This is a genomic window from Pseudomonas sp. (assembly GCF_030690725.1).
Classification (GTDB): Bacteria; Pseudomonadota; Gammaproteobacteria; order Pseudomonadales; family Pseudomonadaceae; genus Aquipseudomonas.
Genome location: NZ_JAUYGD010000053.1, coordinates 1 through 23,129 on the forward strand (window position 1 = coordinate 1; position 23,129 = coordinate 23,129).

The 23,129-nt window shown below is 61.3% G+C and carries 19 protein-coding genes and 1 pseudogene; 11 read left to right on the forward strand and 9 right to left on the reverse strand.

Annotation, left to right across the window (positions count from 1 at the left end):
- Nucleotides 1-46 precede the first annotated feature (46 nt).
- The 3 genes from hisF to Q8O69_RS12645 all read left to right on the forward strand — a co-directional run bounded on the left by hisF (nt 47) and on the right by Q8O69_RS12645 (nt 2,616).
- On the forward strand, nt 47-817 hold the full coding sequence (hisF, locus tag Q8O69_RS12635; RefSeq protein WP_305592621.1) for an imidazole glycerol phosphate synthase subunit HisF: 771 nt from the start codon (nt 47-49) through the stop codon (nt 815-817).
- 211 nt (nt 818-1,028) lie between these two features.
- Complete coding sequence (locus Q8O69_RS12640; protein ID WP_305592623.1) at nt 1,029-1,784, forward strand: ABC transporter substrate-binding protein; 756 nt, start codon at nt 1,029-1,031, stop codon at nt 1,782-1,784.
- 76 nt (nt 1,785-1,860) lie between these two features.
- Complete coding sequence (locus Q8O69_RS12645; protein ID WP_305592625.1) at nt 1,861-2,616, forward strand: ABC transporter substrate-binding protein; 756 nt, start codon at nt 1,861-1,863, stop codon at nt 2,614-2,616.
- Nucleotides 2,617-2,919: 303 nt separating this feature from the next.
- On the opposite strand, the gene Q8O69_RS12650 is transcribed toward Q8O69_RS12645, so the two are convergent.
- The 3 genes from Q8O69_RS12650 to gpmI form a co-directional block, all read right to left on the reverse strand.
- Nucleotides 2,920-4,227, reverse strand: a complete 1,308-nt coding sequence (locus Q8O69_RS12650; RefSeq protein ID WP_305592627.1) for a S41 family peptidase — start codon at nt 4,225-4,227, stop codon at nt 2,920-2,922.
- Between the two features lie 34 nt (nt 4,228-4,261).
- On the reverse strand, nt 4,262-5,512 hold the full coding sequence (locus Q8O69_RS12655) for a murein hydrolase activator EnvC (RefSeq protein WP_305592629.1): 1,251 nt from the start codon (nt 5,510-5,512) through the stop codon (nt 4,262-4,264).
- A gap of 409 nt (nt 5,513-5,921) precedes the next feature.
- A complete protein-coding gene (gpmI, locus tag Q8O69_RS12660) occupies nt 5,922-7,457 on the reverse strand; it encodes a 2,3-bisphosphoglycerate-independent phosphoglycerate mutase (RefSeq protein ID WP_305592630.1) in 1,536 nt (511 codons plus the stop codon).
- 139 nt (nt 7,458-7,596) lie between these two features.
- Here gpmI and Q8O69_RS12665 point away from each other — a divergent pair, with 139 nt between their 5' ends.
- From Q8O69_RS12665 to secB, 3 genes are read left to right on the forward strand one after another with little or no spacing between them, the layout of a single operon-like run.
- The gene (locus Q8O69_RS12665; protein ID WP_305592632.1) at nt 7,597-8,010 is read left to right on the forward strand and encodes a rhodanese-like domain-containing protein; all 414 of its coding nucleotides are present in this window, start codon (nt 7,597-7,599) and stop codon (nt 8,008-8,010) included.
- A gap of 1 nt (nt 8,011) precedes the next feature.
- A complete protein-coding gene (gene grxC, locus Q8O69_RS12670; RefSeq protein ID WP_305592634.1) occupies nt 8,012-8,266 on the forward strand; it encodes a glutaredoxin 3 in 255 nt (84 codons plus the stop codon).
- 44 nt (nt 8,267-8,310) lie between these two features.
- Entirely contained in the window at nt 8,311-8,802 is a 492-nt protein-coding gene (gene secB / locus Q8O69_RS12675) for a protein-export chaperone SecB (RefSeq protein ID WP_305592636.1), read from the forward strand.
- A gap of 255 nt (nt 8,803-9,057) precedes the next feature.
- Here secB and trmL read toward each other — a convergent pair whose 3' ends face one another.
- Nucleotides 9,058-9,534, reverse strand: coding sequence for a tRNA (uridine(34)/cytosine(34)/5-carboxymethylaminomethyluridine(34)-2'-O)-methyltransferase TrmL (trmL, locus tag Q8O69_RS12680; RefSeq protein WP_305592638.1), 477 nt, complete (start codon nt 9,532-9,534; stop codon nt 9,058-9,060).
- Here trmL and Q8O69_RS12685 point away from each other — a divergent pair.
- Nucleotides 9,533-9,973, forward strand: coding sequence for a hypothetical protein (locus Q8O69_RS12685; RefSeq protein ID WP_305592640.1), 441 nt, complete (start codon nt 9,533-9,535; stop codon nt 9,971-9,973). The two genes, trmL and Q8O69_RS12685, sit on opposite strands and share 2 nt — an antisense overlap.
- 971 nt (nt 9,974-10,944) lie before the next feature.
- Here Q8O69_RS12685 and ntrC read toward each other — a convergent pair.
- The 5 genes from ntrC to glnA form a co-directional block, all read right to left on the reverse strand.
- The gene (gene ntrC / locus Q8O69_RS12690; RefSeq protein ID WP_305592642.1) at nt 10,945-12,381 is read right to left on the reverse strand and encodes a nitrogen regulation protein NR(I); all 1,437 of its coding nucleotides are present in this window, start codon (nt 12,379-12,381) and stop codon (nt 10,945-10,947) included.
- The gene (glnL, locus tag Q8O69_RS12695) at nt 12,378-13,463 is read right to left on the reverse strand and encodes a nitrogen regulation protein NR(II) (RefSeq protein WP_371136132.1); all 1,086 of its coding nucleotides are present in this window, start codon (nt 13,461-13,463) and stop codon (nt 12,378-12,380) included. The genes ntrC and glnL overlap by 4 nt, the downstream gene beginning before the upstream one ends.
- A gap of 207 nt (nt 13,464-13,670) precedes the next feature.
- Nucleotides 13,671-14,288, reverse strand: coding sequence for a DUF4124 domain-containing protein (locus tag Q8O69_RS12700; protein WP_305592870.1), 618 nt, complete (start codon nt 14,286-14,288; stop codon nt 13,671-13,673).
- A gap of 2 nt (nt 14,289-14,290) precedes the next feature.
- Nucleotides 14,291-14,845, reverse strand: a complete 555-nt coding sequence (locus tag Q8O69_RS12705) for a DUF4124 domain-containing protein (RefSeq protein ID WP_305592644.1) — start codon at nt 14,843-14,845, stop codon at nt 14,291-14,293.
- Nucleotides 14,846-15,019: 174 nt separating this feature from the next.
- A complete protein-coding gene (glnA, locus tag Q8O69_RS12710) occupies nt 15,020-16,426 on the reverse strand; it encodes a glutamate--ammonia ligase (protein WP_275962192.1) in 1,407 nt (468 codons plus the stop codon).
- 326 nt (nt 16,427-16,752) lie between these two features.
- Between glnA and thiI the strand changes: the two genes are divergently transcribed.
- The 4 genes and pseudogenes from thiI to Q8O69_RS22225 form a co-directional block, all read left to right on the forward strand.
- Entirely contained in the window at nt 16,753-18,207 is a 1,455-nt protein-coding gene (gene thiI / locus Q8O69_RS12715) for a tRNA uracil 4-sulfurtransferase ThiI (protein WP_305592647.1), read from the forward strand.
- Nucleotides 18,208-18,368: 161 nt separating this feature from the next.
- A complete protein-coding gene (typA, locus tag Q8O69_RS12720; RefSeq protein WP_305592648.1) occupies nt 18,369-20,189 on the forward strand; it encodes a translational GTPase TypA in 1,821 nt (606 codons plus the stop codon).
- A gap of 368 nt (nt 20,190-20,557) precedes the next feature.
- A complete protein-coding gene (locus Q8O69_RS12725) occupies nt 20,558-22,213 on the forward strand; it encodes a ShlB/FhaC/HecB family hemolysin secretion/activation protein (protein WP_305592650.1) in 1,656 nt (551 codons plus the stop codon).
- Between the two features lie 48 nt (nt 22,214-22,261).
- Nucleotides 22,262-23,086: pseudogene (locus tag Q8O69_RS22225) on the forward strand (filamentous hemagglutinin N-terminal domain-containing protein); the annotation flags it as partial.
- Nucleotides 23,087-23,129 lie beyond the last annotated feature (43 nt).

Here is a 23,129-nt window from a genome sequence, read left to right on the forward strand (position 1 = left end):
CGACGATGGGTATCGCTGCGCTCAACCCATCCTACGGAATACTGTTATGGCTTTAGCTAAACGCATCATCCCCTGCCTCGACGTGGACAACGGCCGCGTGGTCAAGGGCGTGCAGTTCGAGAACATCCGCGATGCCGGCGATCCGGTGGAAATCGCCCGCCGTTACGACGAGCAGGGCGCCGACGAGATCACCTTCCTCGACATCACCGCCAGCGTCGACGGCCGCGACACCACCCTGCATACGGTCGAGCGCATGGCCAGCCAGGTGTTCATTCCGCTGACCGTGGGCGGCGGCGTGCGCAGCGTGCAGGACATCCGCAACCTGTTGAATGCCGGTGCGGACAAGGTCTCGATCAACACCGCGGCGGTGTTCACCCCCGAGTTCGTCGGCGAGGCGGCTGCGCGCTTCGGTTCGCAGTGCATCGTCGTCGCCATCGACGCCAAGTGCGTGTCGTTGCCCGGCGAGCCCCCGCGCTGGGAGATCTTCACCCACGGCGGGCGCAAGCCGACCGGCCTGGATGCCGTGCTTTGGGCGAAGAAGATGGAAGACCTCGGTGCCGGCGAGATCCTCCTGACCAGCATGGATCAGGACGGAGTGAAGCGCGGTTACGACCTCGGCGTTACCCGTGCCATCAGCGAGCTGGTCGGCATTCCGGTGATTGCCTCCGGCGGCGTCGGTAACCTGGAACACCTGGCCGCCGGCATCCTCGAGGGCAAGGCCGATGCGGTACTGGCCGCGAGCATCTTCCACTTCGGCGAATACACCGTGCCCGAGGCCAAGGCCTATCTGGCCAGTCGCGGCATCGTGGTGCGCTGACAGGCTGTCGGGCGAAGCTGGGAACGAGTCGACGGCACCTGCCAGCGCCCTGCGGTAATGTGTCGGCTGGCGTCTGCCGACAAATACATAAATGCGTCATTCCAGGTCTAGTAGCGGACTGGCCGCGGCGTGCCGTCCTGGCCGGCGCTGGTGCAATCATTCGGGCTGAGTATGCTGCGGCGACCTGCCATCAGAAAAAAGAGAATGCAATATGTGCAAACGCCTGCTGTTCGCGTTGGCCGGCACCCTTATGCTGCTTGCCGGTATCGCCCGCGCCGACGTGGCTGCCAGTTACCGCGTGGTTCTGCTTACCGAGAATTTTCCGCCCTACAACATGGCGAGCAACGGCAAGAACTTCGCTCGGGAAGACAATCTTGACGGCATCGCCGTGGATATCCTGCGCGAGATGTTCAAGCGTGCCGGGATCGACTACAGCATGACCCTGCGCTTCCCCTGGGAGCGCATCTACAAGCTGGCGCTGGAGAAGCCGGGTTACGGGGTGTTTGTCACCGCGCGTCTGCCCGAGCGCGAGGCGCTGTTCAAGTGGGTCGGGCCGATCGGCCCGGACGACTGGGTGCTGCTGGGGCGGGACGACAGCACTATCAGGCTGGACAGTCTGGAAGAGGCCAAACGGTACAAGGTCGGTGCCTACAAGGGTGACGCCATCGCCGACCATCTGCAGCAGCAGGGCCTGCAGCCGGTTACCGCCTTGCGCGACCAGCTCAACGCCAAGAAGCTCATGGCTGGGCAGATCGACCTCTGGGCCACCGGCGACCCCGCCGGACGTTACCTGGCGAAACAGGCAGGTGTCTCCGGATTGAAAACCATCCTGCGTTTCGACAGCGCCGAGTTGTACCTGGCGCTCAACAAGGCTGTGCCCGACGAGGTGGTACAGAAGCTGCAGGCTGAGCTGGAGCAGATGCGCGGCGAAGGCGTGGTCGATGACATCCTCGGCCGCTACCTGTAAAACACCCTCTCAGCAGCTTGGCCACGAGCCGGGTTGCCGCTAGCCATAATCACAACACATGCGAGCGGAAAGACTAATGTTGAAAATCATAAAAAGCAGTCTGTTGTTCGGCCTTATCTTCAGTGCCTGCGCGGCCCATGCCGAGTTGCCCTATGGCTACAAGGTGGTGCTGCTGACCGAGAACTTCCCGCCGTTCAATATGTCGGTCGACGACAAGAACTTCGCCCGTGACGACGGCATCGACGGTATCAGCGCCGAGATCGTCCGGGCGATGTTCAAGCGCGCCAAGATCGACTACAGCCTGAGTCTGCGCTTTCCCTGGGATCGGCTGTACCGCCTGACCCTGGACAAGCCCAACTATGGTTTGTTCTCCACCACCTTCACCCCGGAGCGCCAGCCCCTGTTCAAGTGGGTGGGGCCGATTGCCAACACCGGCTGGGTGCTGCTGGCCGCGCCAGGCAACAACCTCAGCGTGGCGAGCCTGAAGGAAGCTGGGCAATACAAGGTCGGCGCTTACAAGAACGATGCGGTCAGCCAGCATCTGGAGAGCCAGGGGCTGCAGCCGGTCAATGCGCTGCGCGACCAGCAGAACGTGCAGAAGTTGATCAAGGGGCAGATCGACCTGTGGGCTACCACCGATCCGGTCGGGCGCTACCTGGCCAAGCAGGAAGGGGTCAGCGGCTTGACTACCGTACTGCGTTTCAATGAGGCCGAGCTGTACCTGGCGTTGAACAAGGACACCCCGGACGAGGTGGTACAGCGCTTGCAAAAGGCGCTGGACGAGCTGCGCAACGAAGGCTTTGTCGAGGACATGATCAACAGCTATCTGTAGTCGTTAAGCGGCGTTAAAAAGCCCGGCCTTGAGTGATCAAGGTCGGGCTTTTTGCTGGTTATAAGTCCGCGTGTCGGGCTGTGAAGAACTACCTGTAGGAGATCCCCCGTCGTCCTGACAGCCGCGCTGTCGCGCAGCAAACTGGGTGGATCTAACCTGTCTGTCGGCTTGTGGACACCTGTGGGAGGGGCTTTAGCCGCGAAGCTTTGCTGTGCCGCGAAGAATTCGCGGCTGAAGCGCAGCGCCGCCCGGCCGCTCCTACAGTATCTGCTTTATGCCGCAGGCTTCTTGCTGGGGATGGAGTCAATCGCCGCGGGTGATGTTCAGGCCCTTGAGCAGATTGAGTGCCTGGCTCAGCTGGTAGTCGTCATCCTGTGGGCGGGCCGGCTGGCCGGATTTGTTCTGGCTGGGTTTGTCCGCGCCGCCGTTGCCGTTACCCAGGTGACCCTGCAGGTCGGCTTCCTTGATGTTGGCCTCATCCTGTTCGCGGGTCAGCTTGGCGCGTGCCACTTCGATGTCCGGCACTATGCCCTGGGCCTGGATCGAGCGGCCATTGGGGGTGTAGTAGAGCGCGGTGGTGAGTTTCAGGGCGCTGTCGTTGTTCAGCGGCAGCACCGTTTGCACCGAGCCTTTGCCGAAGCTGTCGGTGCCCATCAGCACGCCGCGCTTGTGATCTTGCAGGGCGCCGGCGACGATCTCCGAGGCCGAAGCGCTGCCGCCATTGATCAGCACCACCAACGGCACGCCTTCGCTGGCATCTGCCGGGTCGGCGGAGAAACGCAATTCGGAGTTGGCGATGCGCCCTTCGGTGTAGACGATCAGGCCTTTCTTGAGGAAATGGTCGGATACCTCGACCGCGGCCTGGAGTACGCCGCCGGGGTTGTTGCGCAGATCCAGCACCAGGCCACGCAGCTTCTTGCCGTTGTCCTTGCGCAGCTTGTTCAGGGCCTTGCCGACTTCCTCGCCGCTGTTGACCTGGAACTGGGAGATGCGCACATAGCCGTAGCCGTCCTCGAGCAACTGGCTCTTGACGCTCCTGACCTTGATCACCGCGCGGGTCAGTTCCACATCGAAGGGCTTGCCGCCCTCGCGCACCAGGGTCAGGAGGATCTTGCTGCCGGCTTCGCCGCGCATCTTGTCCACGGCTTCGAGCATCGACAGGCCCTTGGTCGGCTGGCCGTCGATCTTGACGATCAGGTCGCCCGGCTGGATCCCGGCTTTCGAGGCCGGGGTGTCGTCGATCGGCGAGATCACCTTGACGAAGCCGTCTTCCATGCCGACTTCGATGCCCAGACCGCCGAACTCGCCGCTGGTGCTTTCCTGCAGCTCACGGAAGGTTTGCGGGTCGAGGTAGGCGGAATGCGGATCGAGATTGCTGAGCATGCCCTTGATCGCATTTTCCAGCAGGGTCTTGTCGCTGACGGGTTCGACATAGGCCGCCTTGATTCGATCCATCACCTCGGCGAAGGTGCGCAGTTCGTCCAGCGGCAACGGCGCCTTGTCATTCGCGATGGCCGCCGCCGGCGGCGTTTCGGCGGCCTGCAGCAGGTGAGGGCCGCCGAGCAGTGCGATAGCCAGGGCCAGAGAGGTGAGGCGAGACAGATGCGGCATGTCGAACTAACTCCTAGAGAGGTGAACGCAGTGCTTATCCTTGCGTGCGGCACCATTGTGCGGGGTCGCTGGGGCGGCCCTGCTGGCGGATCGCGAAATACAGCGCGGGAGTGTCTTGCCCGCCGCTGGTGCCGACTGTGGCGATGGGCTCGCCGGCATTGACCAGGTCGCCGGCGTCCCGCAGCAGGCTCTGGTTGTGCCCATACAGGCTCAGGTAGCCATTGCCATGATCGAGAATGACCAGAAGCCCGGCGCCGCGCAACCAGTCGGCGAACACCACGCGGCCGCCATGCACGGCGCGAACCTGGCTACCGGCGCTGGCGCCGATCAATACGCCATCCCACTTGGTCCGAGCGTCAGCGCCGCGCGGGGTTCCGTAACGGGCGACCAAACGTCCATCGACCGGCCAGGGCAACTTGCCGCGCGCCTGGGCGAAAGGCCCGCCGTAAGTGCTGCCGGCGCTGACCAGTGGGCCGCTGCCAGGGTTGCTGGCGGCGGCAGTGCTGCTGCGCTGTTGCTCGCGCGCCGCGATCAAGGCCTGCTGCCGCGCCTGTTCGGCTTCGCGCGCCTGGCGGGCCAGGGTGGCTTCGATGGTTTTCAGGACCCGGGCCAGTTGCGCCTGCTCCTGCTGGCGGGCCTTGAGCTTGTGGTCGCGGGCGGAATATTCCTGGTTCAGCTTGGCCAGGGCCAGTTGGCGCTCCTTGCGCGCCTGGGCGAGTTGCTCGGCGCGAGCGTCGAGGGCGCCTTTGTCTTCCAGCAACTGGTTCTGCTGCTCGACGATGTCCTGCTCGACGTTGGCCAGCTGGCGCAAGGTTTCATTGAAGGTGGCCAACTGCTCCATGCGCGCTTCGCTGAGGTAGTCGTAATAGGTCAGGGTGCGCGAGAACTTTTCCGGATTCTGCTGGTTCAGCAGCAGCTTCAGGTATTCCTGGCGACCGCTCTGGTAGGCGGCGCGGGCCTGAATGCCGATCAGTCGTTGTTGCTCGAGGCGCGCGTCATGGAGTTTTTTTTTCTCTTGATTGAGGCGCTGGATTTCCACCTCGCCGTCTTTCAGGCTTTTTTGCAGCTCCTCGACCTGCTTTTCCAACTCGCCCATTTCGGTTTCGGTTTTCTGCAGGTCTTTCTGCACGCCGGATTTGTCCTGCTGCAACTTCTCCAGCAGCTTTTTCAGCTCGGCCACATCGCTGCGGGCGGCTTCCAGCTGTTTCTGGGTGTCGGCTTTCTCGTCGGCAAACGCCGGAGTCAGCAGGCAGGCGAGGAAAATCAGGGCAAGGAAGCGAAACATGGTACTGGCGACACCTGGGCGGGAGACGGGCCTAGTATGCCTAAAAATCCAGCGGCAAGCTGCAAGATGCGTTGACCGCTCGGCGCTGCCGGCAGGCCCGGGGTTGCCGGGATGTTGGGCTTCGCGGAGCTCAGCCCAACCTACGCAGACTAGTGTCGTGTCAATCCTGAAATGTCGGATCACTGTAGGGTGGGTTAGCGGCGCCAACCACCGAACGATCAGGCACCGCCATCGTGGCGCGCCGCGTAACCCACCAGGCGATATGCCTGCGTTGCGCCAATGGTGGGTTACGGCGCAACGGATCTTACTGGTTCATCGCTATCGGCAGCGTGCGCCTAACCCACCCTACAGGGGATCGCGGTACATGGGTAAGACCGCGATTGACCGACATTTCAACGTTGTCGTGACACTACTTCAGTTGAATGATGCTGGTGCCGGTCATTTCCTCTGGGATGGGCAGGCCCATCAGAGTCAGCATGGTCGGCGCCACGTCGGCCAGCACGCCGCCTTCGCGCATGCTCAGCTGGCGCTTGCCGATGTAGATGAAGGGCACCGGCTCGCAGGTGTGGGCGGTGTGCACCTGGCCGGTGCAGGCATCCTCCATCTGTTCGACGTTGCCGTGGTCGGCGGTGAGCAGGGCTTCGCCGCCGACTTTGTCCAGCGCCGCGACGATGCGGCCGACGCAGCTGTCCAGGCATTCCACGGCCTTGACCGCGGCGTCGAACACGCCGGTGTGGCCGACCATGTCGCCGTTGGCGTAGTTGACGACGATCACGTCATAACGCTGTTGCTCGATCGCCTCGACGATCCGCTCGGTGACCTCCGGCGCGTTCATTTCGGGCTGCAGGTCGTAGGTGGCGACATTCGGCGACGGGATCAGGATCCGCTCCTCGCCCTCGAATGGCTCTTCGCGCCCGCCGGAGAAGAAGAAGGTGACGTGGGCGTATTTCTCGGTTTCGGCGATGCGCAGCTGGGTCTTGCCGTGCTTGGCCAGGTATTCGCCGAGCACATTGGTCAGGCTGGCCGGAGCGAAGGCGCTGGGCGCCGGAATGTTCGCGGCGTACTGGGTGAGCATGACGAAGTCGGCCAGTTGCGGCAGGCGGGCGCGTGGGAACTCCTGGAAATCGGCCTCGACGAAGGTGCGGGTCAGTTCGCGGGCGCGGTCGGCGCGGAAGTTCATGAACACCACGGCGTCGCCGTCCTCGACCTGGACCGGCTGGCCGAGGGTGGTGGCCTTGACGAACTCGTCGTTCTCGCCGCGGGCGTAGGCGGCCTGCAAGCCTTCGAGCGCGTTGGCGGCGTTGAACTGGCCCTGGCCGTTGACGATCAGGTTGTAGGCCTGCTCGACGCGGTCCCAGCGGTTGTCGCGGTCCATGGCGAAGTAGCGGCCGATCAGGCTGGCGATGCGGCCCTTGCCGAGCCTGGCGAAGGTGCTGTCGAGCAGTTCGATGAAGGCCTGGGCGCTTTTCGGTGGAGTGTCGCGACCGTCGAGGAAGGCGTGCAGATAAATTTTATCGGCGCCGCGCTGGGCGGCCAGTTCGGCCATGGCGGCCAGGTGATCCTGGTGGCTGTGCACGCCACCATCAGACAGCAGGCCGAGGATGTGCACGGCCTTGCCGGCGCTCACCGCCTGATCCACCGCGCGGGTGATTGCCGGGTTGTCGAAGAACTCGCCGTCGCGGATGGCCTTGGTCACCCGGGTGAAATCCTGGTACACCACGCGGCCGGCGCCGAGGTTCATATGGCCGACCTCGGAGTTGCCCATCTGGCCGTCCGGCAGGCCGACGTCCATGCCCGAGCCTGAGATCAGGCTGTGCGGCTGGGTGGCGCGCAGGTGGTCGTAGACCGGCGTGTTGGCGGAATGGATGGCGTTGTATTCGGTGCTGTCACTGTGACCGAAGCCGTCGAGAATGATCAGGACCAAAGGTTTGGGCGTGGCGCTCATTAATCTGGCTCGCTGTGCATAAGGGCAAGAGGCCGGGCATTTTAAGGCCTGGTGTCGGATCCGTCACCGCTGGGCGGGGTGTGGCCGACCTGTGGGGCTGTGTATACTGCCGGGATTTTACCGTCCCCGGAACCACTCCATGCTTGCCAATCTGATTGAATTTGTCTCTACCCACTATGTATTGGGCGGATTGTTCGTTGTCCTGCTGGCGCTGCTGATCTTCACGGAGCTGCGCAAAGGCGGACAAAGCCTGAGCAGCCGCCAGCTGACCGCCTTGATCAACAGCGAGCAAGGCCTGGTACTGGATGTGCGCGGGCAGAAGGATTTTTCTGCCGGCCATATCGTCGGCGCCCTGCATATCCCCTATGAAAAAGTCGTCAGCCGCATCGCCGAACTGGAAAAATACAAAGGCAAGACCCTGATCGTGGTCGATGCCATGGGCCAGCATGCCGGTACGGTCAGTCGCGACCTGAAAAAAGCCGGTTTCAATGCCGCCAAGCTGTCTGGCGGGATTGCCAGCTGGCGCGGTGACAACCTGCCATTGGTGAAGTGATATGTCTGCCGTCGTCATTTATTCCAGCGATTGGTGCCCCTACTGCATGCGCGCCAAGCAGTTGCTGGCTCGCAAGGGCGTGAATTTCGACGAAATCAAGGTCGACGGCAAGCCCGAGGTGCGCGCGGAAATGACTCGCAAGGCGCAGCGGACCTCGGTGCCGCAGATCTGGATCGGCAGCAGCCATATTGGTGGTTGCGACGATCTGTATGCCCTGGAGCGCGCGGGTAAGCTGGATGCGCTGCTCGAGGCTTAGTACCCTCCTCATCTACTCAGTACCCACGACAAGAAGGCTTTGCCATGACTGAACAAGCTAGCAACGGCGCCGCCGCCCAGGGCGAACAGAATCCGCAGTTTTCCCTGCAGCGCATCTATGTGCGCGACCTGTCCTTCGAGGCGCCGAAGAGCCCGGAAATCTTCCGTCAGGAATGGACTCCGAGCGTTGCCCTGGACCTGAACACCCGGCAGAAGCCGCTCGATGGCGACTTCCACGAAGTGGTGCTGACCCTTTCGGTCACCGTGAAGAATGGCGAAGAAACCGCCTTCATCGCCGAAGTCCAGCAAGCCGGGATCTTCCTGGTCAAGGGCCTGGACGCCGCCTCCATGAGCCACACCCTGGGCGCGTTCTGCCCGAACATCCTGTTCCCCTATGCCCGTGAAACCCTGGACAGCCTGGTAGTGCGTGGCTCCTTCCCGGCCCTGATGCTGGCGCCGGTGAACTTCGACGCGCTCTACGCGCAAGAACTGCAGCGCATTCAGCAGCAGGCTGACGAGGCCGCTCCGGCCCACTGAGGCGTCGGCTCCAGTCGATAAAAAGCGCCCCATACAGGCTGTATGGGGCGCTTTTTTTTGGCTATGTACCCATTAACTGTTGAGCCAGATCGCAACCTTGTGGGAGGGGCTTTAGCCGCGAAACAATGTCAGTGTTTCGAAGATTTTCGCGGATGAATCCGCGCCTACAAAAACCTTTGCCATCAACACAGAGCCTTTTTGTATGCGCGCCAGCCCGGGTCGCTGGCGCAAGGTCGTTGCTGCGCGCGGTGCGGTCTATTCGGCGGGATCCGCTGGCATGGCGAAATCCTGCTGGCGCCAGGCCTCGTAGACCGCCACTGCCACGGTATTGGACAGGTTCAGGCTGCGACAGCCTGCGCGCATCGGCAGGCGCAGGCACTGCTCGGCGGGCAGGCCGTCGCGGATGTCCTGGGGCAGGCCGCGGCTTTCCGGGCCGAACAGAAAGGCATCGCCGGGTTGGTAGCGCACCTGGTGATAGAGCTGGGCGCCTTTGGTGGTGAAGGCAAAGACGCGCGGCTGGCCGAGGCTCTCCAGGCAGCTGGACAGGTCCGCATGGCGCCGCAGGGTGGCGTACTCGTGGTAGTCGAGGCCGGCGCGGCGCAGGCGCTTGTCATCCAGCTCGAAGCCCAGTGGCTCGATCAGGTGCAGGTGGCAGCCGCTGTTGGCGCAGAGCCTGATAATGTTGCCGGTATTCGGCGGAATTTCCGGTTGAAAAAGGATCACGTGAAACATGCGCGGCTCCAAGCCTGAAGACGGTCGGCATTCTACTCCTGATCCGGGACCGCGACCGCGTCCCTGGGCGCGGGTGATCGGCTCCCTGGCGCTATTCGGCTTCCTGATCGGATTGATGATCGGCCGCATGCTGCAGCCCGACCCCCTGCGGCTGGCCAGTGTCGAGGTAGCGCAGCAGGGGCTGCAGCTGTGGTTCAACGTCGAGCCGAAGGTGCGTGTCGATCACATCGCGGGGGTGTTTTTCCTGCGGGTCGAAAGCCTGGGTCGTGAGCAGCAGGGGCAGTTGCGCCTGCAGGACAAGATGGTCAATTGGCGGCTGCGGCGCGAGGGGCGAGACTTGCTGCTGCGGCTGCTGGCAGCTCGTCCGCTGCGCGGCGAATGGCGTGCCGAGGCGCTGGACGGGCGCTGGCGGCTGACGGTCAGCCTGGCCTACGAATAAAAGAGGGGAATCCCCGGCCTGCCTGTACCAAGGTCCCCGAAACTGGGATTGCTTAAGCATATGCAGGGGGTGTGCCAGTTTTATTACGATGGCGCAAAGCTCCGTTTTTGCTGGGTTGCGGCGCTGTCGCCGGGAGTCGGGGCGCTGTGCCCGCGGACAAAAATGTTCCTTGCCTGTGCATTCGGGGGCATCCGGGCGCCGATCCGGCGCATGGGTCGAGGTCGCCGCGTCCAATTGGTGCTGGCGACGGCCAGGGGCAAGAGCGATGATCGGGCGGATTACCCTGGGGCTGATCAAGGATTACGGGGCGGCGTAGCCCGGATAAGCCCAGGCGCAATCCGGGAAGCACTCTCGCGGATTACCCTGGCACTTGTTGGGCTGCGAGAGCCGGGCGGCTGGATAAGGCGTCATCCAGCCGATGTCGCCGACCTGGTACTCGAGCCGCAGGGCTCGTCGGTCTGCGCTTTTGCTGGCTCGGGGTGGTGCCGGAGGGCTTTCTGCCGCGGTCGGCCAAGGCCAAGCAGCAGAAAAAGGCTATGTTCCAGTTATGTGTTGTATGCAGCAATGCCCTGTAGGCGCTAGCTTGCTGGCGATCCGGCGTCCCCGCGATACTTTCTGATCAAAAGCATCGCCAGCAAGCTGGCTCCTACAGTCTGCTGTACGACAGCGCGGCGTCAAAGACGGGCGGCCCCTCTTACGGGGTGACCTCTCTTGAAGAGCTGTCAGCGCAAGTCGCGCAATCGTGCAATACGTAACCGCTATAGAGCAAAAAAAGGCTATATACCTGTTAACTGTTGAGCCTGATGGCAACCTCGTGGGAGGGGCTTTAGCCGCGAAACATTGTTAGTGTTTTGGAGATTTTCGCGGATGAATCCCCTCCCACAAAAACGTTATCTCTCATGCAACAGATAACGGGTACATAGCCAAAAAAAAACGGGCCAGCGGCCCGTTCTTGCCTATCCAGCCGGCGCTCAGCTGTCGTCGCTGTCGTCGTCGTCGGCGCTATCGACCTTCATGCCCAGTTCCTTGATCTTGCGGGTCAGGGTGTTGCGGCCCCAGCCCAGCAGCAGGGCGGCGTCACGGCGGCGGCCGGCGGTGTGCTTGAGCGCCGTTTCGATCATGATCCGCTCGAAGGTTGGTACGGCGCTGCCGAGTAGATCCGACTGGCCGCGGGTCAGGGCCTGGTCGGCCCATTGGCGCAGGGCCTGTTCCCAGTTGCTCACCGGTGCGCTGTCCTGCGGCTGGCTGAGCAGTTCCGGGGGCAGGTCGCCGACATGCACTTCGCGCCCGGAAGCCATCACGGTGATCCAGCGGCAGGTGTTTTCCAGCTGGCGTACGTTGCCGGGCCAGGGCAGGTTGCGCAGGTAGCCCTCGGTCTCGCTTTTCAGCAGTTTGGGCTCCACCGCCAGTTCCAGTGCGGCGCGGGCGAGGAAGTGGCGGGCCAGGGTCGGGATGTCTTCGCGGCGGTCGGCCAGACGCGGGATGTGGATGCGGATCACATTGAGACGGTGAAACAGGTCTTCGCGGAACTTGCCTTCCTGCACCAGGGTTTCCAGGTTCTGGTGGGTGGCGGCGATGATCCGCACATCCACCTTGACCGGCGTGTGGCCGCCGACCCGGTAGAACTCGCCGTCGGCCAGCACGCGCAGTAGGCGGGTCTGGGTGTCGGCCGGCATGTCGCCGATTTCGTCGAGAAACAGGGTGCCGCCGTCGGCCTGCTCGAAGCGTCCGCGACGCTGGTTGGCGGCGCCGGTGAAGGCGCCTTTTTCGTGGCCGAACAGCTCGGATTCCATCAGGTCTTTCGGGATCGCCGCCATGTTCAGCGCGATAAAGGGCGAGGCGGCCCGCGGGCTGTGGCGGTGCAGAGCGTGGGCGACTAGTTCCTTGCCGGTGCCGGATTCGCCGTTGATCAAGACCGTGATATTGGAGTGGGAGAGCCGGCCGATGGCGCGAAACACCTCCTGCATGGCCGGCGCTTCGCCGATGATTTCCGGCGTGCGCGGCTGCTCGACAGGTACCTGCAGGCCTTGCTGCTCCTGTGCGTGCTGGTAGGCGCGCTTGACCAGGGCGACCGCCTCATCGACGTCGAACGGTTTGGGCAGGTACTCGAAGGCGCCGCCCTGATAGGACGCCACGGCGCTGTCCAGGTCGGAATGGGCGGTCATGATGATGACCGGCAGGCGCGGGTAGAGGTTGCGGATCTGCGCCAGCAGTTCCAGGCCGCTGGAACCGGGCATGCGGATATCCGAGACGATCACATCCGGCTGTTGCCGGCTGAGGTGGCTGAGCACGCCGTCGGCGCTGTCGAAGCTCTGGGTGGTCATGCCTTCCTGTTGCAGGGCTTTTTCCAGCACCCAGCGGATGGAGCGGTCGTCGTCGACGATCCATACGGTTTCACTGCGACTCATGACGGAGTTACTCCTTGTTCAAGCGGCAGGAAGATCGAGAACAGGGTATGCCCGGGATGGCTCTCGCACTCGATCAGCCCCTGATGCTGACTAATGATGTTCTGGGTTATCGCCAGGCCCAGCCCGGTGCCGTCGGCACGTCCGCTGACCATGGGATAGAAGATGGTGTCCTGCAGCTCGGCAGGGATGCCGGGGCCGTTGTCGATGATTTCCAGGCGGGCCACCAGGCGATGGCGGATATGGCCGATGGTGAACTGGCGCAGGGTGCGGGAGCGCAGGGTGATGCGGCCCAGGCGCAGATCGTTTTGTCCGGACAGCGCCTGCATGGCGTTGCGCACGATATTCAGTACCGCCTGGATCATCTGCTCGCGGTCGATCAGCACATCCGGAATGCTCGGGTCGTAATCGCGCACCAAAATGATGCTGCCCTGGCTTTCCGCTTCCACCAGGCTGCCGACGCGCTCGAGCACCTCGTGCACGTTGGTCAGCGCCAGGGACGGCAGTTTGTTCGAGCCGAGCATGCGGTCGACTAGATTTCTTAGCCGGTCTGCCTCCTCGATTATCACATTGGTGTAATCCTTGAGGCTTTCTTCGGGCAGCTCGCGGGCCAGCAGCTGCGCGGCGCCACGGATGCCGCCGAGGGGGTTCTTGATCTCATGGGCCAGGCCGCGCACCAGCAGTTTGGTGGTTTCCTGTTTGGACAGCTGCGCCTCCTCCTTGGTGATGCGCAGCAGACGGTCGCGCGGGTGTACTTCGAGCAGCAGCAGGGTTTCGCCTTTGCTGAGCACCGGCGTCACCGCGTAGTCGACGGTCAGGGTTTGGCCGCTGACCGAGGTCACCACCGCTTCACGCTTGTTGAAGGGGTGGGCTTGCTGGACGGCCTGGCGTAGTGCGCTTAGCGCCTCGCTGGATTCGGTAAACAGTTCGCTGATGAATTGCCCGTGACTGCGCTGGCCACTGACGGCCAGGAGCATCTCCGCTGCCGGGTTCATGTACTCAAGACGCAGGTCGTCGTTGAGCAGCAGCGTGGCAGTGGTCAGGTTGTCCAGCAGCAGGCGGTGCAGTGCGTCGTTGATGATCATATGGGATGTCAGCAGACCCTTGGGTTCCAGCAATTCAGCTGGAAAATGCAAGAAGCAAACCAAAGCCCCGAAAAGAAGCGTGTTTGGCCGTGGGATGCCGGGAATTAGCTGCTTTTCAGCGCAGCCGGGTCGCGCGTGGCGACCCAAAACAGGGAGAGTATAGAAATGCCGGGCAATATGCGCACTGCTTTGGTGCGCGGTGCCGGTTTAGATAAATGGCACGAAGGGAATGTCTTTCTTTTCCGGCGGCTTGTCCTTGAGCGGACACTCCGGGCGCACGCCGTAATCGGCCTTCTTGCAGGGGTTGACCATGCGCTTCTGTGCCAGGGAGATGCGCAACATGTGGAACGGCTGGGTCGGCGTGCGTTCGATAATGCGCCCCTGCTGATCGATGATCTCCACCGCCAGCTGGTGGGTGCCGCGGTCGATATTCTCCAGTGGGAATACCGGGCTTGTGCCCGCTTCGCCGACCTGTACGCCGTCCAGCAGCAGACGATAGCTGTGCTGGGGGAAGAGTTTTGGTTCGCTGTTGACGCTGACAATCAGGTTGCCGGCGCTGTCGCGGATGGTCGCATCGGGCTGCGGCACCAGAATACGCAGCAGGCTATAACGTTGGCTGGGCTCTGGTGGCGCTTCAATCACTGGCGCGGTGTGCGTCTGGATGGCGGGCATCGAGTTGCTGGGCGCCAGCTCGACACGCTCGGCATTTCCCGAGCGGGGTTTATCGGTGAAGACGCGATTCCCTTCGGCATCTATATAGGTGTAGACCTGCGCGAAGGCAGGTAGAGCGAGCAGCATCAGGCCGCATAACAGCAGATTGCGCATGGTCATGGAGCTGGCTTGGGTTTTGGAGGCGGTGGGCGCAGGGCCGGGCTGCTGGTATTGACCCTTTGCACGGTAAAGGTGGCAGTGGCGCTCTGCTGGATCGACTGCTCGCCGCTGAGTACTTCCACGGCCAGGCTGTGTTCGCCGCGATCCGCATTGCTCACTTGCAGGCGTGGCACGTTGCTCGGTTGACCGTAAGGCTTGCCGTCGAGCAGCAGGCGTAGGCGATGGTTGCTGGCCAGGCGCGGCTGGATGTCCACACCCACGCTGAAGGTGCCATTGTTGGCGCGCAGCGCTTCATCGTCGGGGATGCCGGTCAGCTGCAGTGTGCTGTAAGGCGCGGCGTTGCTGACTGGGTCAGGGGTGGTTGCGGCTGGCAGGCTGGGTACCGGCATCGACACGCTATTGGTTTTCGGCAACTCGACATTCTGCGTTGCCTGGCCTTCCGGCGGCTGGTCGGTGAATACCGTATTGCCATTGGCGTCAGTGTATTTGTAGATCTGCGCACTGGCTGGCAGCGCCAGGCTCAGTAGCAGGCAGATGAGTAGAGGGCGCATGCCTGACTCTCCCTAGTGATGTGCCCTAAGCCTTGCACTGGTAAGGCGCTCTGGCAAGCCCGTTGATGGCTGGGCGTATACCAGCGCAGGAATCATCGGGTTAAAAGGTGTTGCGGGTGTGCCTCAAAACGCAAAAAGGCCACCCGAAGGTGGCCTCTTGTATTGCGTGCGGGATTAGACGCTGTAGTACAGGTCGTATTCCAGCGGGTGTACGAAGGTGCGTACTTTGATTTCTTCTTCGCTTTTCAGCTCAAGGTAAGCGTCGATGAAGTCGTCGGAGAACACGCCGCCTTTGGTCAGGAACGCACGGCCTTTATCCAGCTCTTCCAGGGCTTCTTTCAGGCTGCCGCACACTTGCGGGATCAGCTTGCCTTCTTCTGGCGGCAGGTCGTAGAGGTTCTTGTCGGCAGCATCGCCTGGGTGGATCTTGTTCTGGATGCCGTCGATACCAGCCATCAGCAGAGCTGCGAAGGCCAGGTATGGGTTGGCAGCCGGGTCCGGGAAGCGTGCTTCGATGCGGCGAGCTTTCGGGCTGGAAACGTAAGGAATACGGATCGAAGCCGAACGGTTACGCGCCGAGTAGGCCAGCATTACTGGAGCTTCGAAACCTGGGACCAGACGCTTGTAGGAGTTGGTCGACGGGTTGGTGAAGCCGTTTAGTGCTTTACCGTGCTTGATGATACCGCCGATGAAGTACAGAGCGGTGTCGGACAGGCCGGCATAGCCTTCGCCAGCGAAGGTGTTCTTGCCATCTTTGGAGATGGACATGTGTACGTGCATACCCGAACCGTTGTCACCGTACAGTGGCTTCGGCATAAAGGTCGCGGTTTTGCCATAGGCATCGGCCACGTTGTGTACGCAGTACTTCAGGGTCTGAACTTCGTCAGCCTTGGCAACCAGGGTGTTGAACTTCACGCCGATTTCGTTCTGACCGGCAGTCGCCACTTCGTGGTGGTGAACTTCGATGACCAGGCCCATTTCTTCCATGGCATTACACATGGCAGTACGGATTTCGTGGTCGTGGTCGCACGGCGGAACTGGGAAGTAACCACCTTTGACGGCTGGGCGGTGGCCCTTGTTGCCGCCTTCGATGTCAGCGTCGGTGTTCCAGGACGCCTGCTCGGAGAAGATCTTGAACATCGAGCCGGAGATGTCGGACTTGAACTTCACTTCGTCGAAGATGAAGAACTCAGGCTCTGGACCTACGAATACGGTGTCACCGATGCCGGTGGTTTTCAGGAACTCTTCAGCGCGCTTGGCGATCGAGCGCGGGTCACGATCGTAGCCTTGCATGGTGCTTGGCTCGATGATGTCGCAAACGATGATCAGGGTTGGCTCTTCGGTGAACGGGTCCAGTACGGCGGTTTCGTCAACCGGCAGCAGGATCATGTCGGAGGCTTCGATGCCTTTCCAGCCGTGGATGGAGGAGCCGTCGAACATTTTGCCGACTTCGAAGAACTCGTCGTCCAGCGCATCGCGTGCCGGCATGGTCACGTGGTGCTGTTTGCCCTTGGTGTCGGTGAAGCGCAGGTCAACCCACTTCACGTCGTGTTCTTTAATAAGTTGAATCGACTTCGACATGCTGTCCTCCAGGTGGATAAGGCTCGAATCGTGAGCCCTCAATAGTACGGTACGGCCGCGGCATACTCCGCCAGGGCATCCTGCCTCACAAGGGAGCAAATTGCATGCCAGTGCACAGGAATGGGTGTAAGCCCTGAAACTCAGGGCTGGCGGGGGCTGCGTGGCGCTGCCTGATAAATATTTGCACTGTTATGGGTCGCTGTATTTGTTGCGCGCTCTTAAATGGTGCGCGTTTTGTGCGCGTGAGGATTTTTGATCAAAGCGTGAGCAATTTCCGCTATAATCCGCGCCCCTGTTTTTTCGCGGCCTCGGCACTCACTGTTTTCATGAAACTGATCGTTAAAGTCTTCCCAGAAATCACCATTAAAAGTCGGCCGGTGCGTAAGCACTTTATCCGGCAGCTGGCGAAGAACATTCGTTCGGTTTTGCGTGAGTTCGATCCACAGCTGCAAGTCAGCGGTGTGTGGGACAACCTGGAAGTCGAAACCCAGATCAGTGAGGCGAAAACCCTGCAGGCGATGATCGAGCGCTTGAGTTGCACGCCGGGCATCACTCATTTCCTGCAAGTTGATGAATACCCGCTGGGTGATTTCGACGATGTGCTGGAAAAATGCAAGCTGCACTTCGCCGATCAGCTGCCGGGCAAGATTTTCGCCGTACGCTGCAAGCGCGCCGGCAAGCATGCGTTCAGCTCCATGGATGTCGAACGCTATGTCGGCAGCCAGCTGCGCCAGCAGTGCGGCGCAGCCGGCATCTCGCTAAAAGATCCCGACGTTGTGGTGCGCATGGAGATCCGCGACCAGCGCCTGTTCGTTATTCACCACCAGCACGAAGGCCTGGGCGGTTATCCGCTCGGCTCGCTGGAGCAGACCCTGGTGCTGATGAGTGGCGGTTTCGATTCCACCGTCGCCGCTTACCAAATGATGCGCCGCGGCCTGGTTACCCACTTCTGTTTCTTTAATCTAGGCGGCCGCGCCCACGAGCTGGGCGTGATGGAAGTGGCGCACTACCTCTGGCAGAAGTTCGGCAGCTCGCACCGCGTACTCTTTATCAGCGTGCCGTTTGAGGAAGTGCTGGGCGAGATTCTCGGCAAGGTCGATAACAGCCAGATGGGCGTGATCCTCAAACGCATGATGCTGCGCGCCTCTACGCGCATGGCCGAGCGCCTGCAGATTGATGCGCTGGTCACCGGTGAAGCGATTTCCCAGGTGTCGAGCCAGACCCTGCCGAACCTTGCGGTAATCGATTCGGCCACCGACATGCTGGTGCTGCGTCCACTACTCGCCAGCCATAAGCAGGACATCATCGACACCGCCACGCGCATCGGCACCGCCGAGTTCGCCAAACATATGCCGGAATATTGCGGGGTGATTTCGGTCAACCCGACCACCAAGGCGAAGAAGCTGCGCATCGAACATGAAGAAAACCAGTTCGATATGGCCATCCTCGAGCGTGCCCTGGAGCGCGCGACCCTGCTGCCGATCGACAAGGTGATCGACGAGCTGGGCAAGGACGTGCAGATCGAGGAAGTCAGCGAAGCCCTGGCCAGCCATGTGATCATCGATATTCGTCACCCCGATGCCGCCGAGGACGAGCCACTCGCCCTGCCAGGCGTCGAGGTCATGGCGCTGCCGTTCTATGCCCTGAACAGCAAGTTCAAAGAGCTGGATGAGGCGCGCCAGTACCTGTTGTATTGCGATAAAGGTGTGATGAGTCGTTTGCACGCCCACCACTTGCTGAGTGAGGGGCATGCCAATGTGCGCGTTTATCGTCCGGCATAAAACGCCCGGGTTGAATGGCGGCAGTATCCGCCATCGCCCTCCCGACCCACAGGCGGCGTAACAGCCACAGCGCTCGTACGCCGCCTGGCAGAAAACGCAATTAGTTAATACTCGCCGCCTAGAATAAGCGGCACACCGAATCCTCTGATCGAGATACACACGTGATCGAAAATCTACGCAACATCGCCATCATTGCCCACGTTGACCATGGTAAGACCACCCTGGTAGACAAACTCCTGCGTCAGTCCGGCACCCTTGAGCGCAACGAGCTCAACGACGAGCGCGTGATGGACAGCAACGACCAGGAAAAAGAGCGCGGCATTACCATTCTCGCGAAGAACACCGCGATCAACTGGAACGGCTACCACATCAACATCGTCGACACCCCCGGCCACGCCGACTTCGGCGGTGAAGTTGAGCGCGTGATGTCGATGGTTGACTCCGTACTGCTGCTGGTCGACGCCCAGGACGGCCCGATGCCGCAAACCCGCTTCGTGACCAAGAAGGCCTTCGAAGCCGGCCTGCGTCCAATCGTGGTAATCAACAAGGTCGACCGTCCAGGTGCGCGTCCGGACTGGGTTCTGGACCAGATCTTCGACCTGTTCGACAACCTCGGTGCTACCGAAGAACAGCTGGACTTCAAAGTCGTCTACGCCTCGGCCCTGAACGGCATTGCCGGTCTGGATCACACCGACATGGCTGAAGACATGACCCCGCTGTACCAGTCCATCGTCGACAACGTGCCATCGCCGCAGGTTGATATCGATGGTCCGTTCCAGATGCAAATCTCCGCACTGGACTACAACAGCTTCCTCGGCATTATCGGCGTTGGCCGTATCGCCCGTGGTCGCGTCAAGCCGAACACCCCGGTGATCGCCATCGACGCTGACGGCAAGAAGCGCAACGGTCGTATCCTCAAGCTGATGGGTCACCACGGCCTGCACCGCATCGACGTTGAAGAAGCCACCGCGGGTGACATCGTTTGCGTCAGCGGCATGGACTCGCTGTTCATCTCCGACACCCTGTGCGACATCAACCATGTCGAAGCGATGACTCCGCTGACCGTCGACGAGCCGACCGTATCCATGACCTTCCAGGTCAACGATTCGCCGTTCTGCGGTAAAGAAGGCAAGTTCGTTACCAGCCGCAATATCAAAGAGCGTCTGGACAAAGAGCTGCTGTACAACGTGGCCCTGCGTGTTGAAGAAGGCGACAGCGCTGACAAGTTCAAAGTCTCCGGCCGTGGTGAGCTGCACCTCTCGGTACTGATCGAAACCATGCGTCGCGAAGGCTTCGAAATGGGTGTAGGTCGTCCGGAAGTGATCATCCGTACGGTCGACGGCGTGAAGCAGGAACCCTTCGAAAACGTCACCATCGACACCCCGGAAGAATCCCAGGGCAAGGTCATGGAAGAGATGGGCCTGCGTAAGGGCGACCTGACCAACATGGTGCCGGATGGCAAAGGCCGTGTACGTCTGGAATACAACATCCCTGCTCGCGGTCTGATCGGTTTCCGTAACCAGTTCCTGACCCTGACCAACGGTGCTGGCATCCTGACCTCGATCTTCGATCGCTACGACACCATGAAGTCCGGCGACATGTCCGGCCGTCAGAACGGTGTTCTGGTCTCGGTTGAAACCGGCAAGGCGCTGACCTACTCCCTGGAAACTCTGCAGGCGCGTGGCAAGCTGTTCGTTGAGCACGGTCAAGAGATCTACAACGGTCAGATCGTTGGTCTGAACAGCCGTGACAACGACATGGGCGTTAACCCAACCAAAGGCAAGAAGCTCGACAACATGCGCGCTTCCGGTAAGGACGAAACCATCGCTCTGGTTCCACCGGTGAAATTCACCCTGGAACAGGCTCTGGAATTCATCCAGGACGACGAGCTGTGCGAAGTTACGCCCAAATCGATCCGTCTGCGTAAGAAGATCCTCGACGAAGGCGAGCGCACCCGCGCTGCCAAGAAAGCCAAGAACTGATCCAGTTCTAGCTGACTAAAAGCCCCCGCCGGCGAGAGCCGGCGGGGGCTTTTTTATTCTGATTGACCTGACAGCGGCATTGTCGGCTCGGGGCGTTTTCTGTAAGTTGCGCGACAGCAACCGGTGGTCAGAAGTTCAGGATGAGCGGCCGGTTCTGTGAGGTAGGTCACGCGTCTTGAGCGTGATGGCAACTCGCCATGTGTTCTAATGCGCGCCGCATTTTCCTCTGTTAATCCGCTATTCAAAGGATTGAAGGCATGTCCCTTCGTAGTAAACCTTTATGGCCTGCCATCCTTGGCGGCCACCCTGCGTGTCATCGCTGTACGACGTTAAAAATGGCTCCCGGCCATTTTTTGGCCGTTTGGCTGATGTGTGCCCTTGTTCCTGCTGTATCGCTGGCGCAAACGCCAGGTGATCGGGATCTTATCCGTGAGCGTCAGGAGCGTCTGCTGCAAGAGCAGGAGCGTCGCCTGGATGAGTTGCGCCAGTTGCCCGGTAAGGTCGAGCAACTACCTGCGCAGCCGGTTGCTGAAGATGAGCGCTGTTTTGCCATCGAGCAGATCAATCTGGTTGGCGCCACGCTGCTTAGTTCAGCCGATCAGGCCAGCATTCTTAAACCCTACAATGGCCAATGCTTGGGCGTTGGTCAGCTCAATCAGCTGCTTAAGGACATCACCAATCACTACCTTGGTCGTGGTTATGTCACCACGCGTGCCTACCTGCCGCAGCAAGACCTGGCCAGCGGCACGCTGCAGGTCACGGTAGTCGAGGGCCAGCTGGAAGGCTTGAACAGCTCGGAGCTGGCCTCGGATCGTGAGTTGGCCATGAGCTTTCCCGGCACGACCGAACGCGTGCTGAACTTGCGTGAGCTGGAGCAACTGGTTGAGCAGCTCAACCGCTTGCCATCGCGTCAGGCACAGCTGGAACTGGTGCCCGGTGAGCAGGTCGGTGGTAGCCGCGTGCAGTTGCAAGGTCAGCGCAGCAAGCCGTGGCGCGCCAGCCTGGCGCGGCATAACGATGGTCAACTGAGCACGGGTGAGCAGCAGTGGGGGCTGGGGCTGGATTGGGACAGTCCGTTGGGCTTGGCGGATCAGTTGAGCCTGCGTGCCGGTCGCGATGCAGTCAGTGATAGCTATCGCCACTCCCACAACCAGAGCCTCAACTACAGCCTGCCGTACGGCTGGTGGACCTTCAATTACAGCTACAGCCAGAGCTACTACCGCACCGAGAGCGAGGCCAACGGCTTTGCCTTCGATCAGGATGGCGACAGCAAGACCCACGCCTTGCGTGCCGAGCGTGTGCTGCACCGCGACAGCCTGAGCAAAACCGCCGCCAGCCTGGGCGTCAGCCACTTGCGCAGCAACAACTTTATCCTCGGCAACCTGATCGATGTTTCCAGCCAGCGCCTGTCTGAAGCGCAGCTGGGCTTCAACCATGGCCGACGTATCGGCAGTGCTTTCGTTAACGCCGACCTCGGTTGGCAGCACGGCACCGGCGCATTCGATGCGCAGCGCAGCGGCAGCCCGCAAGGCGGTCAGCCGGTGGCGCGTTACAACAAATACAGCCTGACCCTGAGCTACCTGCAGCCGTTCCAGCTGTGGGGTGAGTCATTCAGCTTCGACAGCCTGGCCAACGGCCAGCGCAGCGAAGATGTGCTGTACAGCCCGCAACGCATCAGCGTTGGCGGCCTCAGCTCGGTTCGCGGTTTCAAGGAACAATCGCTGTCAGGCGACAGCGGCGCCTACTGGCGCAACCAAGTGCGCTGGCGCAAGGCGGTGAGCTGGCAACCGCTGCAGCCCTTTGTTAGTGAGTACGGCGTGGCATTCGCCTACGACATGGGCGTGATCAGCGGCGGGCGTTACAACCCGGACCAGCATGGCCGCCTCTCCGGCAATGCCATCGAGCTGAGCGCCCGCGGCCAGCATCTGGCCGCATCGGTGACCTTCGCCCGTTCACTGGAACGCCCAGACGCCATCGAGCGCCAGGAGCATCCGGTGTACTTCCGGGTCGACCTGTTCTTCTGATTCTTTGCTGATTTTCGAATTTAAAGCCCTACGGGTTGGAGTTATTACATGGACGTTCGCGCGCCCTTTTTCCAAAATATTGCCTGTGTCTTGATCGGCGTACTGTTCCTGAATCCGGTCGTGACTACCGCGGCCGAACTGGCGCTGGATGCCCAGGCCGGCAATAACGCTGCGCTAACCCAGGCCGCCAATGGCGTGCCCATGGTCAATATCGCCACCCCCAATGGCAGCGGTCTGTCGCACAACAAGTTCACTGACTTCAACGTCAGCCAGCAGGGCCTGATTCTCAACAACAGCGCCCAGGCGCTGGTGCAAACGCAGTTGGGCGGCTACGTGATGGGTAACCCAAACCTGGGCGGCCCCAACCTCACGGGTGGCGCGGCGAATATCATCCTCAATGAGGTCAACGGCGGTAGCCCTAGTCAGCTCAAGGGCTACACCGAAGTGGCCGGTAAGTCCGCTGCGGTCATCGTCGCCAACCCGCATGGCATCAGCTGCGATGGTTGCGGCTTTATCAATACCCCGCGCGTCACCCTCAGCACCGGCAAGCCAGTGGTAGAAGGCGGGCGTTTGGATCGCTTTGATGTCGATGGCGGGCAGATCAGCATCGAAGGCGATGGCCTCAATGCGCGCAATGTCAGCCAGTTCGACCTGATTACCCGCAGTGCGCAGATCAATGCCGAACTGCATGCCAACCAGCTGAATGTGATTACCGGGCGTAACGAAGTTGACGCCGCCAGCCTCAATGCCACCGCCAAAGCCGATGATGGCAGCGCCAAACCGCAACTGGCCATCGACAGCTCAGCGCTGGGCGGCATGTACGCCGGCGCAATTCGTCTGGTCGGCACCGAGGCCGGTGTCGGCGTGAAACTGGCCGGTGATATGGCCGCCAGTGCCGGCGATATCCAGATCGACG